Origin of the sequence: Methylobacterium sp. P1-11 (assembly GCF_008329595.1) — a bacterium.
In the GTDB taxonomy this organism is placed as follows: domain Bacteria; phylum Pseudomonadota; class Alphaproteobacteria; order Rhizobiales; family Beijerinckiaceae; genus Methylobacterium.
Window position 1 is genome coordinate 18,858 of the sequence record NZ_NPKS01000050.1, and the last position, 12,208, is coordinate 31,065.

The 12,208-nt window shown below is 66.8% G+C and carries 16 protein-coding genes and 1 pseudogene; 10 read left to right on the forward strand and 7 right to left on the reverse strand.

The window, feature by feature from the left end; translation table 11 throughout:
* The first annotated feature begins 640 nt into the window (after window positions 1–640).
* Window positions 641–874 carry a DUF2171 domain-containing protein gene (locus CIW48_RS30485; protein WP_149314142.1) on the forward strand — a complete coding sequence of 78 codons (234 nt, stop codon included), beginning with the start codon at window positions 641–643 and terminating at the stop codon, window positions 872–874.
* Window positions 875–971: 97 nt separating this feature from the next.
* Here the strand turns inward: CIW48_RS30485 and CIW48_RS30490 are convergent, their stop codons facing one another.
* On the reverse strand, window positions 972–1,334 hold the full coding sequence (locus CIW48_RS30490) for a CsbD family protein (RefSeq protein ID WP_149314143.1): 363 nt from the start codon (window positions 1,332–1,334) through the stop codon (window positions 972–974).
* 162 nt (window positions 1,335–1,496) lie between these two features.
* Between CIW48_RS30490 and CIW48_RS30495 the strand changes: the two genes are divergently transcribed.
* Genes CIW48_RS30495 through CIW48_RS34790 form a run of 3 tightly spaced genes read left to right on the forward strand, consistent with a single transcriptional unit; the run spans window position 1,497 to window position 2,761 of the window.
* A complete protein-coding gene (locus tag CIW48_RS30495; RefSeq protein ID WP_149314144.1) occupies window positions 1,497–1,940 on the forward strand; it encodes a hypothetical protein in 444 nt (147 codons plus the stop codon).
* A 9-nt stretch (window positions 1,941–1,949) separates the two neighbouring features.
* Window positions 1,950–2,345 (forward strand): phage holin family protein, encoded by a 396-nt coding sequence (locus tag CIW48_RS30500; RefSeq protein ID WP_149314145.1) that lies wholly within the window; start codon window positions 1,950–1,952, stop codon window positions 2,343–2,345.
* Window positions 2,342–2,761 carry a DUF3618 domain-containing protein gene (locus tag CIW48_RS34790; RefSeq protein WP_149314146.1) on the forward strand — a complete coding sequence of 140 codons (420 nt, stop codon included), beginning with the start codon at window positions 2,342–2,344 and terminating at the stop codon, window positions 2,759–2,761. The genes CIW48_RS30500 and CIW48_RS34790 overlap by 4 nt, the downstream gene beginning before the upstream one ends.
* Before the next feature lie 120 nt (window positions 2,762–2,881).
* Here the strand turns inward: CIW48_RS34790 and CIW48_RS30510 are convergent, their stop codons facing one another.
* Entirely contained in the window at window positions 2,882–3,442 is a 561-nt protein-coding gene (locus CIW48_RS30510; protein ID WP_149314147.1) for a DUF533 domain-containing protein, read from the reverse strand.
* A 99-nt stretch (window positions 3,443–3,541) separates the two neighbouring features.
* Between CIW48_RS30510 and CIW48_RS30515 the strand changes: the two genes are divergently transcribed.
* From CIW48_RS30515 to CIW48_RS30535, 4 genes are all read left to right on the forward strand, one after another.
* Entirely contained in the window at window positions 3,542–3,859 is a 318-nt protein-coding gene (locus CIW48_RS30515; RefSeq protein WP_149314148.1) for a hypothetical protein, read from the forward strand.
* Between the two features lie 528 nt (window positions 3,860–4,387).
* Window positions 4,388–4,633, forward strand: coding sequence for a hypothetical protein (locus CIW48_RS30525; protein WP_149314150.1), 246 nt, complete (start codon window positions 4,388–4,390; stop codon window positions 4,631–4,633).
* Between the two features lie 258 nt (window positions 4,634–4,891).
* A complete protein-coding gene (locus CIW48_RS30530; RefSeq protein WP_149314151.1) occupies window positions 4,892–5,101 on the forward strand; it encodes a hypothetical protein in 210 nt (69 codons plus the stop codon).
* A gap of 85 nt (window positions 5,102–5,186) precedes the next feature.
* A complete protein-coding gene (locus CIW48_RS30535) occupies window positions 5,187–5,432 on the forward strand; it encodes a hypothetical protein (protein ID WP_139174136.1) in 246 nt (81 codons plus the stop codon).
* A gap of 907 nt (window positions 5,433–6,339) precedes the next feature.
* Here CIW48_RS30535 and CIW48_RS30540 read toward each other — a convergent pair.
* From CIW48_RS30540 to CIW48_RS30550, 3 genes are all read right to left on the reverse strand, one after another.
* Complete coding sequence (locus CIW48_RS30540) at window positions 6,340–6,603, reverse strand: hypothetical protein (protein ID WP_149314152.1); 264 nt, start codon at window positions 6,601–6,603, stop codon at window positions 6,340–6,342.
* 184 nt (window positions 6,604–6,787) lie between these two features.
* Window positions 6,788–6,961: a hypothetical protein gene (locus CIW48_RS34360; protein WP_246695494.1), complete on the reverse strand. Its 174-nt coding sequence runs from the start codon at window positions 6,959–6,961 to the stop codon at window positions 6,788–6,790.
* A 484-nt stretch (window positions 6,962–7,445) separates the two neighbouring features.
* Window positions 7,446–8,180, reverse strand: coding sequence for a YafY family protein (locus CIW48_RS30550; protein WP_149314153.1), 735 nt, complete (start codon window positions 8,178–8,180; stop codon window positions 7,446–7,448).
* Window positions 8,181–8,274: 94 nt separating this feature from the next.
* On the opposite strand from CIW48_RS30550, the gene CIW48_RS30555 reads away from it, so the two are divergent.
* On the forward strand, window positions 8,275–8,883 hold the full coding sequence (locus CIW48_RS30555) for a glutathione S-transferase family protein (RefSeq protein ID WP_149314154.1): 609 nt from the start codon (window positions 8,275–8,277) through the stop codon (window positions 8,881–8,883).
* Between the two features lie 905 nt (window positions 8,884–9,788).
* Here CIW48_RS30555 and CIW48_RS30560 read toward each other — a convergent pair.
* Together CIW48_RS30560 and CIW48_RS30565 are read right to left on the reverse strand one after the other, a co-directional pair.
* A complete protein-coding gene (locus CIW48_RS30560; protein ID WP_007567273.1) occupies window positions 9,789–9,950 on the reverse strand; it encodes a YqaE/Pmp3 family membrane protein in 162 nt (53 codons plus the stop codon).
* A 90-nt stretch (window positions 9,951–10,040) separates the two neighbouring features.
* Window positions 10,041–11,549 carry a formyl transferase gene (locus tag CIW48_RS30565; RefSeq protein WP_149314155.1) on the reverse strand — a complete coding sequence of 503 codons (1,509 nt, stop codon included), beginning with the start codon at window positions 11,547–11,549 and terminating at the stop codon, window positions 10,041–10,043.
* Between the two features lie 476 nt (window positions 11,550–12,025).
* Between CIW48_RS30565 and CIW48_RS30570 the strand changes: the two are divergent.
* Window positions 12,026–12,208 (forward strand): annotated as a pseudogene (locus CIW48_RS30570) (porin family protein); the annotation flags it as partial.

Below are 12,208 nucleotides of genomic sequence, written 5' to 3' on the forward strand. Positions count from 1 at the left end.
AGCGCCCGCTCGACGGTTCCATGGGCGCACTCGGGCGCGCGCTCGTTTCGGATCGGAATGGCACGCCGTTGCACACGCATAGGCCTGCCCTGATCTGCACGATGGTCCAGTCACAAACCCGATCACCTCTCGCTTCCTACGAGGTTAAGCGGCGAGACGCCGGCTGCCGCGATGACGTTCCCGCCGCCACGCCACGGCAGGATGTCTGCGGCAGGCATTCGGCCCCCGGTTCAACCACCGCCTTCGTCAACACGATCTCGGGCGGCTCGGCCTCGCGGTCCTGATCCGTTCCGGGCATCTGAGTCACCTGTAATCCCTGCCTCTCAGGAGCCGCCAGCGACGGCTCCGCATCGCCGTTGTCCCCACGGTCCGTATCGCCGTCCATGCGGTCGAGCACGGCGATGATGCGGTCTTCCGGATCGAGGGCAATCCGTGCCGCCTCCTTAACGAGACGTGCTGGGCGGACGTACTCGCATTGTTGCGGCGCGTGGGGATCTCTTTAGCCGCGCAGAAGAGCTATGGCTGCGCCAATGCCGGTCCATGACCTGGCTCATCGTCTCTCTCCGTCCGGGCAGAACAACAGGACCGGAACATCGCCGTCTGGACGTCGGTTACGGCTGCTCAACAGGGAGAGAAACCGATGGTCGATATCGCTCACATCCAAGAGCATGCCGAGGTGGTTGGCTCGGACGGGAAACACGTCGGGACCGTCGATCACATCGCCAAAGGCGAGATCAAATTGACGAAGAAGGACGCCGCGGCGGGCGGCCTGCACCATTTCATCCCGGTTGATTTCGTGCGAACAATCGAGGGCGGCAAGGTTCATCTAGACCGCCCGGCGGATGAGGTGATGCGCGAGTGGTCGACGTCCTAGAACGTTCGCGCCGACGGTCTACGCGAGCTTTAGAAATCAGCCGGGCGGCCATATCATCACGGCTCGCCCGGCTCGGGCGTATTCTGACGACGGATCGTTACCGGCGACCGTGGATGGCCAGGGCGAGCAGATAGCCGATCGCACCGGCCAGGATAGCAAGACCCAGCGGCGACTCCTGCGCGTGCGGTCGAAGTGCCTCGCTACCCTGCCGGTACAAGCGTTGTGCATCCGGGTAGCGCTCGCGGGCACGGTCGAACGCGTCGCCGGCGAACTCCCGCGCTTGGTCCGCGGCATCGCTGAGCGTGTCCTTGGCCTGCCCGTACAGGTTCTGCGCCGAGCCCTTCAGCTCAGTGGCCTTTCCTTCGGCTTGCGTCTGCCTGTCCCCGATTAGTTCGCCGGCCGCCCCCTTGACCTTGCCACCGAGTTCCTTCGCGGCGCCGGTGATCCGATCCTCGTCCATGGACGTCCTCCTCAGTACTAGATCTGGCTAAGCTGCCGCGCCTACAACGCGGATCCAGCCTCTTTCGTCTCAATGGTAGATCCTGCCATCTCGGCAGCGCAGTGGAACGGTATTGAAGGCCTGCGGTTTTCCTGATCCCGAGCGCCTTACAGGAGCAGCTTGATGCAAAACGGTGCTCAGGATCAGCGTTCGAGCGCTGCCGACCAAGAATTTCACACAGCTCAGAGCTTTGCCGACACGCTGCGCGATCAGACACAGGGCTACGTCGAGAACCGTAAGGCCGATGCGGCACGATTGGTATCGGATGTCGGCGACGCCATTCGCGATACCGGCTCCAACTTCGACGGGCTGCCGCAGCTGAAGGAATTCTTCGATCAGGCCGCGCTCGGCGTCGACGAGTTGGCCGAGAGCATCTCGCGCCGATCCTTCAGCGAGATGTACGACGAGGTACATGCAGCCATTCGCCGTCGTCCCGCCTTAGCAACTGCGGCGGCCGTCCTGGCTGGCTTCGCGCTGTTCCGCGCTCTGAATTCCCAAAGGGTTCGGCCAATCCCACGCTCGCATGCGGTCGTTCCGGTCGATGTCCTCCCGACACCGGACCTCTAGGAGAGCGAAATGGCCGAGCCAAGACTGCGCAGCATCCCGACCCTCGTGGGTGATGCGGTCCGCGAGCTGCGGGATCTCGTAGGCGGCGAAATCGCCCTGTTCCGCACCGAGATGGCGCAGGGCGTTCACCGGCTCAGCCTCGGCCTCAGCCTGTTGCTGGTGGCGGCCGTATTCGCCATCACGGGCCTTTTCACGCTGCTCCTCGCCCTGGTGAAAGGCATCGCTGTCCTCGTGCAATCGGACGCGTTGGCAGCGCTGATCGTGGGCGGCGTCTTTCTCTTGCTTGCGGTCGGTCTTGGGATGTTGGGACGCAGCAAGACGTCGATATCCACACTGGAGCCGACCCGTACGGGGCGGCAGGTCAAAGAAGACGTGCAGGTTCTCACGGATCGGATGGACACATGAGTGACTCGCCGGACAAGCTGGAGCGGGACGTCGAGGCGAGCCGCGGGCGGCTGGACCGGACGCTGGCCGATCTGCAGGCTCGCTTCAACCAGCCAGGGATCCCACGCGATTTCGTCGAGCTGAAACGATCAGGACAGGCTGCAAGCGAGACCGTCGAGCGCCTTGCTGCCGAGGTGCGGGCTAATCCCGTGCCGGCTCTGCTGATCGCAGCCGGCTTTGGCCTGCTTGTCTACGAGGCCTTCCGAACGGCTGCGGAGCGACGACGTCTGGCAGTTGTTTCTGCAGGATCCATCGTTGCCACGCCCGATCGTCACCTTTCCGAGAACCATCCGGGCCGGATGAACGAGCGGCTCGACGAGGCGCTGGAGGAGAGCTTCCCAGGCAGCGATCCGGTCTCGGTCCGGATCACGAAGTAAGCCCCCTCGAAAGGGGAAGGCCGGATGCATCGGCCGCGGGTTGAGGCCCTCAGCATGGACCACGGCTCGGCGACGACGCGTCCGATAAGCTGATCCTGGAGATAAGCAGCGTGATCGCCGTCAGCCAGATAGTTCCTGGTCGAACCGAGCGACGGCTTCGGCGGGTACGTCCAGCGCCTCAGCCAGCATCTTGAGGAACTGCCGCTCTTGTAGAGTGTCCGGCTCAATCGCGAGACGAGCGGCGGCGTAAATCCGGGCCGCCTGCTCCGGAGTGCGCACCCCGGAGGCCAGGTCATCGATATCGGCCGGCTCAGCCAGCTCCTTGTCCAGCCATGCACGACCAGCGGCGCCTATTTGGGCAGCCGCAATGGCATTGTGGAGACGCTCCCGCTCTCCAGCATCCATCAGCCCATCTGCCATCGTGGCGGCGACCATGGCCCGTAACATGACGCGGGCGTCGTCTTCGCTGACCTCCGAATGATCGAAGGGGCTGCGCGGTGCAGCGGACGGCTTCGCCTCCTGAAAGGGGGAGGGCCCGTCTGCCACAGGCGCCCGCCCAGGAAGCGCCTTGAGAGCGAGTCCGACGATCAAGGCGATGCCACCCAGAGCAGCTGTGGCGGCGATCGTGCCCCCCTGCCGATCGCGGACCAGCGCGTCGACCATTTGCTTTGCTTCGGCCACAGATGCCTCCTGCTGCTGGACGGATCTTGTCCTGCAACGGTTTAGGCGCCAGGGCGGTTCATGGGGCAATCGACAGAATGCCAAGCCCAAGGTGAGCTGATGCTGACGATGCCATCTCACGAAGGTCGCGAGACAACGGATTCGGTCGAAGGACATCAGGGGCTCGCTATGGGCGAGGCTGTAGCCCTCGCTTTCGAGGAGGGTGGCGGCGTGCTGAACGGCCTCGGCCGTGACGCGCTCGCCCACGATCTCGCGGAGATTCTCAAGCCACTTCTGAGCACGTGCACGAAGGCTGAGTGGATCGAGGCCATCAACGCCCGCCTGGACCGGCTGGAAAGCGATACCGATACGCCAGGACCGCGGCTGGTGCGGTTTGAGGCGAACGGCGCCGCGGAAATGGCGCCGCCGCTGCAGTAGGGCCCTTGGCAATAGGCGCCTTATGCGTCTGCTGCGTCTGCCGGCTCCCTTCACGGGCGGGTACTCACAGGAGGTCTGACGATGACACACCTGAAGATGCTCGCAGCCACCGCTGCTCTCGCCGCCGGCCTCGGTCTCGCATCAGCAGCCAACGCTGCGCCTCTTGCGCCGACCGGCGCTGGAACCATCGCGGGCGCTGCCCAGATCACTGACGTGGCTATGCGCTGCGGTCCCGGCTTCGCACTTGGCCATTTCGGCCGCTGCCGCCCGATCGCCCGTGGCTTCCGGCTTGGCCCGCGCTGCTTCACGCGTCCGACTCCGGTCGGCCCGCGGCGCATCTGCCGCTAACTCAAGAGACCTGCGTCGGAGCGCCCCGGCCCGGCGCGTGATGGTTGCCGTAGCGCTCATACCACTAGAAGTACGCGGGCCGGCACACCAAGAGGTGACTGATGCGGGTCTGGCCGTCGGCTGGTTTCTCGTTAAAACAGCGCCTCCGAGCCTGGTATACCAGACTACGCGGAGCCGCCGATGTCGTCAGAAACCGTCCCGGTGCTGCTGGCCACGATGTTCACCGTCGGGTGCATCACGATCCACAAGGCAGAGCGGTATGCCGAGCAGCTGAGCGAAGCGCTCACCGTGCTATTCGTCACCGTCGCGGCGCTCGCGATCATAGCGGCCGTGGCGCGCATGAGTGGCGTAAGCGACGTCTTGGCTCACAGCTTTCACGAGCAATTGAAGCTCAGCGACCGGCTGCCGGAAGCTCCCCAGCCATGACGTTGCCCTGCAGGGCGGCTGCGGCAGTTCCTCCAACGATCCAAGTGCCGCGCTCATCATCGATGCGCTGCGAAGCCTCATCAGCCTGTCGCGGCGGAGCTCGATAGTGCCGGTGAGCCGATCTCGGCGAAGAAGGCCGCAGACGGCTCAAGAGCGCCGTGAGTCGCGGCGTCCGCCTTGATGGCGAGGACGTTCTGCTCCGCCGGTGGGACCTGCGCCGCCACATGCTGCGTTGCTCCCAGACACGGAGAGCGTCCGATGTCCGACAAGCCACTGACCGCGAACACGCAAGATTTCGCCGACACCGAGTACGACGCGGAGCGCTGGGCCCGCGTGGGTGCCGAACAACGATCCACTCCTCCGGTCAGCCCCAAAGCACCATCGGACCCGGCAGAGGGCCCGGATGTCGGCTTGGCGCAGAAGGGGACAGGTGAGGACGCGGTCGTCAAGCGCGAGACCGACATTTGAGGGCGAAACATAGGTTGCCGTTTGGAGGAGCACCGGTTGCGCTCCATGAACCACGCCCGAGAGCTACCTGCGGAAGGAACGCACCATGAAGCACCTATTCATCAGCGCGCTGATCTCGGCGGGGCTGCTTACCATACCAAGCCTGCCGACCTCTGCGCAGAGCATCGATGTTGGACCGGGTGGTGTGAGGGTCGATCCGCGCTCACCGCGGGAGCGGGATCGTGACGAAATCCGCAGGGAGGAGCGTCGTGAGGAGTTCCGCGATGGGCGGCGCGACCCACTCCGCCGTGAGGAACGCCTCCGTCGCGAGGACGACGATGATGATGATTGATCCGCATTGACGGTCATCATCACTTTATGGGCGGTGCGATGCGAGCCCCGCGGTTACGACGGTCCGCGGCGGTTCTACGGCGGCTATTGATCTCGGCTACGGCCAGGACCGGTAGGAAGCGTGGCCTGCGACCCCAGCTGGCCAGATATTGCGCCGATAAGGCCAGGACCTCACAAGCGCACGCGCCCCTGTGCAACGACGATCGGACCTCTTGAGGGATCATCCATACTCCGGGTGTTCCAGGACACGTCGAGCCTGGAAGCTTGGGCATACATCGGGACCACACCGCGACGACAGTCGCGAACCTGATGGAGACGACGATGACCTGGACGAACCGCATCACCCTTGCCGCGACTCTGATCGGCGGCGCCATCGCGCTGGTGACCTACGCACAGGCTCTGAGCCTGCCGGCGCATTTCGCCTGAGCAAGACCGGCCGGAAGAGCATCCTGTGCAACCCTTCCGGCCCTCACCTCCAGCGCAACAAGCGAGGCAATCTTCGCGGTAATCAACTCGACCATGAGGCCGCCTCAGAACAGCCGCGATGACGAGGAGGCCCGCGATGACCCAGCCAATCACCTTGACGAACCGCGCCGTCGACGCCGTCGTAACGGCCGCCATGGCGTTCAGCCTGATCGTGCACGCGCAGTTCATCATCCCGCGGCCGCACCTTGTGTGAGGGTCTGCGAAGCCGAAGAATGCCAAGCTTTCCCGTTCGCGGGCGCGCATGCGTGAGGCATGGCGTAGAGGGGCAACGTGCAGATGCTGACCGCCCCGCGACGAGGCGAATACGTCGGCACTGAAGGATTTGAGCGTGACGGACCCGGTCGCCGACATGCGCCGGCAGCCGCATTCCCTAGCGGTTCCCGTGCTTCATCGGGCCGCCCGTGCAGGTGCATTGTAGAGGCTTAGACCTCCTCCGGGCGCCCCGGCATCACGCTCGCAGGCAGCAAGGCGTAGTCGATCAATTCCTTGGCGGTCGCTCCTGCGACGCCACTGGGGTCCTCACTGCCGACCATCTTCAGGTTGTCAGCCAGCATCCTGATGACGGTATCCCGCTGCGTCGCGTCCATCAGAGAAATCACGGTTCCCAGTGTCACCTGCAGAACCTCGGTTCTGACCGTCAGGTCGCGAAGTTCTTCCAGCAGTAGGTTTTCGAGTGAGGAGGACACAGGCAGCTCCACCGATGCGGATCACCCCAATGTAGTGCGCCCACCGGGCCTCACCTGTACCGACGCCTACTCCCTTCGGAGGTAGGAGGTCGGCGAGCCGTGCGGTGCTCACCGCAGCTGAGCTGTTCAGGGACGCGGCGCTTGTCCGACGTGCGGCCGAGATGGAGTATGCAGTCTGACGACATCAGCACACCTCCGGGCAGGCGGCGAATTCGGTCTCGGCCCGTTCCGCGGCGCGCAGCATGGCGGGTCCGGCGAAGGGGGCGACGGCGTGGCCTTTCACGTCATCCGGCAGAGTCGCGACCACCTCAAGGCCGATGGCGGAGCCGAGCATGACGACGTGGATCAGCCCGGCCATCTCATCGGTACAGAGCGTGTGAAGCTGACCGTGACTGGCCCCACCGAGCCGTAGACGGCGATCTCCTCGTCGTGGGCCAGCGGGACCGATTTTAGGGCCGGATCAGGGAAGGTGATGACGTTTGACGTGACGACCCCTCAGCCAAGGGGGTGGCAGGCGCCCGCTGGGATGTGTCGGCGCCGGGAACCGAAGGCAGGGGAACGGCGCGCGGCACAGAGGCCGGCGGCTCAAGCCCGTGGCTGATGCGGCGGAACCCCACAGAGAGCGCGGCGGCCACTTCTCAACAGGCTCGGCCGACGGCCCTTTGTCGTTCCGACGAGACGAAATTTGTCCATCCTTTCTGTGTGGGGGCGAACCGCGAACCTGTCGGAATGCAGGCCGCTCTGCCTCAGCATTCCGTTGCCATCCAAGCGGCAGGTCGGAGGCTCGAGCCCTACCGGGGTCTCCAGATTGCTCCCCGCCGCCTCGATGAAGGGAGGGGTTTTTATTGCCGCCCCTGCTCGGGTGCGACCTGCGGCGGAGAACGAGTCGCCTGCTCTCGGTCCGACAGGCCCCGCTTCCAGCGCGCGCGCAGGACGGCGGGCCGGAGGCCATGCCGCTCCTCCAGGAAGTCAGCGCCCGTGATCCGGTCCGTGCGGAAGTGCCGGAACGCCCCGCGCAGCTCGCACCAGCCGGCCACCATCCGGGCCTGATCGAAGAACCCGACGATCACCGGCCAGATCACGCGCTGGCTCGGATCCCCGCGCGCATCCCGGTAGTGGATGCGGATCTTGCGGCCCTCGCGGATCCAGGCCCTGGCCCGCGCGACGTCGATCCCGTCCACGGCCTGCGCCAAGGTCGGCGGCGTGCCGATCGACGGATCGGCGATGAGCGGACGCAGGCGCTCGGGGACGACCGCGGTGATCTTGGCGATGAGGTCGCGCGCGGCCTTGGCGAGGACCGGCTCGCCCCGGCCCGCGACCCATTGCGCGCCGAGGACGGCCGCCTCGATCTCGTCGGGCGTGAGCATCAGCGGCGGCATGTCGAAGGTCCCGCCGAGCACGTAGCCGAGCCCGGCCTCGCCCAGGATGGGCACGCGTTGGCCGACGAGATCGGCCACGTCGCGATAGACCGTGCGGACCGACACCTCCAGCTCACGGGCGATCTCGGCGGCCGTGACCGGGCGCGGCGAGCGCCGCAGGATCTGGATGATCTGAAACAGTCTGTCCGCGCGACGCATGGTTCGACTCCTGCTGACAGGATGCTGTCAGCAGGGCGGCCCTACAAGTCACCCCGCCACGGCCATCCCGCGCGCCGTGACGAAGGAACCGAGCATGATCACCCTGTATCACGCCCCGCAATCGCGCTCCTCGCGCATGATCTGGCTGCTGGAGGAGCTGGGCGCTCCCTACGTCATCGTGCCGGTCTCGATCTTCCGGCCGATGACGGGCGAGGGTGTGCCGGATGCCGCCAACCCGCATCCCGACAAGCGCGTCCCGGCCATCCTGCATGACGGCGTGCTGGTCGCGGAATCCCAGGCCATCGTGCTCTACCTGGCGGAGACATTCCCGGAGGCAGGGCTGGCGCCGGCGATCGGTGCCCCCGATCGCGGCGCGTACCTCACTTGGCTGTCGTGGTCCGTTGCCGAGTTCGAGCCGGCCCTGTTTGCCGGCATGACGGGTGAACTCGCAGGATCGCCGCAGAAGCGCCGCAACCACGAGGCGGTGGTGCGCCGCCTGGATACCGCCCTGGTGCGAGGCCCCTACGTCATGGGCCAGCGGTTCTCGGGCGCCGACATCCTGATCAGCAGCGCGCTGGGCTTCGGCCGCGCGGCCTTCCCGCCAAGCGAGGCCTTCGACGCCTATCTGGAACGCTGCCGGACACGCCCGGCCGCCATTCGCGGGGCGGCGAGGGACGGCGCGTCCGGAGCGCAGGCCGTCTAGGGCGCGCGCCACAGGGGGAGGCCGGTTCGGCGGAAGCGCGATCGGAGGCGGCCTCAACAGGCCGACGCTCGGCCCGTGTTCAGGCGCGGGCCAGGCTGTGCAGGCAATTGCAGGGCTGACAGGCCCGAACGGCCCTGTCTCCCGCAGGTGTTTCAGGACACGCCGCACCTGAAAGCTTGAGCATACATCAGGACCACACCGCGAATGCGATCGCGAACCTGATGGAGACGACGATGACCTGGATGAACCGCATCACCCTTGCCGCGACCCTGATCGCGAGCGCCATCGCGCTGGTGACCTACGCGCAGGCCCTCAGCCTGCCGGCGCATTTCGCGTAAGTGCGACCGGCAGGGAAGGCCGCCGCGCAGCCGCACGGTGGCGGCCGAGACAGCTTCTGCCTCGTGCCTGGGCATCGCTGAACCGCCTCCGAACAGTTCCGCGGCGCAACGTGACTCTTCGCACTGCACGCGTCCGGCCAATCCGGCACCGTCATTGCAAATGGTCTTGCCGGGCCTCGCTGGAGGCCCACCGCCAAGTCAAAGGAGTGCACGATATGGTCCTGAAGGGCTTCTCCTACGCGATGATCGGCGCCTTCCTGGGCGGCCTCGCGATGACGGTGACGGGTTCGGCCGGCGTGCTGATGGGCTACTAAGGCAAGAAGCTTGGCGGCGGCTCGAGAGGCTGCCGCATCGAGAGAGCGAGTTGACGGCGGGGTTCCGGTCCCGCCGTTTTTCTGTTCCGGGCTCGGGCCTCGCACGGCGGCGCGCGACCGGTCCTGCAAGGTGCAACGCGCCCCTCATGTCCGTCTGGGGCAAGCCGGAAGTCGACCGGTCGCAGCAAGCGGATTGGACCTCCGGGTTCGATCCTCACTCGCGGTCGCGGCGCGACCGACCCGGCAATCTCCGTCAGGCCGCCTCCTTCCGGGTGACAACCAGGGCCCAGATCGTCGCCGGGATCCACCCGATGATCGTCAGGTGAAGGATGATGCAGAGGATGCCCTGAAACACCTTTCCGCGCAGGAACATGGCCAGCCATGGCGCGAGAAAGCAGATGAGGATCATGATCATGGGGGCGACGGGTCTCCGAATGCGTGAGCGAACACGCACCGCGCCGGCTGGTTCCGGACCGCCGGGTTTGCCCCGCGGCAAAGGCCACTCTCAGGCTGCGAACCGCGCCTTGAGACGCGAGGCCCGGCCCGAACCGTCGATGCACTCGATCCCGCCGCCCGCGTTCAGCGTGTGGAGTGCGCTGCCGGGCCACGCCGGGCCGGGTTCGATCCGGCTGAGAACGGTCTGGGCGAACCCGTCCGGATCGAGCCGGTCGATCCGCGCCAACGACAGGGCGCGGCCGTAACCGTGGGCGCAATCCTGGACCGGCCGAATCAGGGCCCCGTCGCGCGCGACGATCCGGCCTGCGGGTCGCGCGACGGATGGGTCGACCAGGACGGGATTGGCCGGGTGCGGCGTGTACGGCCCCCGGAAATCGGGGGCCGACCAGAGATGCAGCGCGTCGTGGTGGCAGCCCGATCCCGGCGGGGCGCCGGGGGGCGCATCGCGCACGGTCGCGAACATCCACCAGCGACCGTCCTGCTCGAGGAGCGTCGCGTCGCTCGCGACCACGCCGGAGAGAAGCGTCGCCTCCTTCACCCAGCCCCCGGGGTAGCGTGTCGCCCGGTAAAGGTCGACCGTGCCGGCCGCGGAACTCTCCGGCACCATCCAGATGGCGCCCGCCTGCGCGAACACGAACGGGTAGGAGAGATGGTACGGCTCCTCCAGCACCGGGATGGGCGGCCCCTCGGGCCCGTCCGGTCCGAAGCGGACGGCCGAGATGATCGCCTTGCCGGTCGCGTGCGGAAATTCCTCCACGAAGACATGGGTCGTCCCGGCGACGGCGAGCGGGAACGGGTCCGCGTAGAAGCGCCGCCCATCATCGGGCAGGACCTGCCAGCCTCCCTCGGGATGGCGGCCCAGGTCGATGAGGTCGGGTCCGCGGAGGAACCGCCATCCGGTGCGCCAGTGCGGCGCGTGATAGCACAGCCGGTACAGGCGGCCGACGAGGCTCCGGGCCACGAGCCGCGCCGGTCGCGAGGCCAGGATCCGCGCCGGACGCGCGGGCGGGGTGGCCCGTGCGGCCGGCATCGCAGCCCCGGCGCGGCCGGCCAACCGGTCCCGCAGCGCGGCAAGAACGATCGTGATCGTGCGCGCCAGCGCATCCTCGAACGACAAGGCTATGGAGCCGCGGTAATCCGCCCCGAGGCGCCCCGAGGCGACGACGGCGTCCCCTTCGAGCAGGTCGAGGCGCGGCACGCGGCCGGCGAGCAGGCTCGCGAGCAGCCCGGTCTCGCCGAGGCCGCCATCATAGGCCACACGCCAGACCGGGTCGGGAGCGATCGCGTCGCCGCACAGATCGAGCACGAGGTCCGGGGCCGCGGGATGGGTCCAGGCCGCCAAGTCCGTCTGCGGCACGGGCAGTGACCCGTTCGGCGCCAGCCGGAAGATCAGGGCCTCCAACCGGAACAGCAGGTCGGCCTGAACCGGCCAATCCTCCGGGCCGGATGCGACCTCGACACTCACGGCCTCGATGCCGGGCATGCTGGAGAGCCGGTTCAACAAACTGATGTGCCAGCGGCGCGGGTTCGCGCCATCGAGGCGAACTCTCACATGCATGGCGCCCGGGTTCCCATCGATGGGTCGGTCAAGACGACGACTGTCAGTCCCCTCTATTGTCCCGGCGGTAACGGGATTCATAACTTCAGGCCGGGCCCGGGACATGCCGCCGATCGGCCGCCTCATCGCGTCCAGCGTACCGAAATCCGGTCTGGGGGCAGCGCAGGATCGCCGCGAAGGCCTGCGGCGATGTCACGGCCCGGCGCAAGGTGCTTGCGTGGCCTGGCACAGCCCGCCTGTGGCCAGACCGCCACAGGCGAGCGCCGACCGTACGGCCGGATGCAACCAAAACGCCGCCGCGTTGTTGTCGCGCCCCGTTCCGTAGAACGCGATGTATTTCCAAATTTCAGCGCGTCTTGAGAAATGGTTTACTATGACATCGCCGGCCTTCGACGGGCGGTGTGTCCATAAAACTACAGCCATTTTGCTCGGCGATCGGTAGCCATACTGCCAGATCACACCTTCGGGGAACCGACATGACCAAGCTCCTGGCCTCCCTGGCCGCCTTCACGGCCCTGACCGGCGCCGCCTCGGCTGCCGACCTTCCGCGCCGCGCTGCGCCGCCGCCTGTCTTCACCCCCGTCCCGGTCTTCACCTGGACCGGCGCCTATTTCGGTATCAACGCCGGCTACGCCTTCGACGCCAGCGACCGCAACACC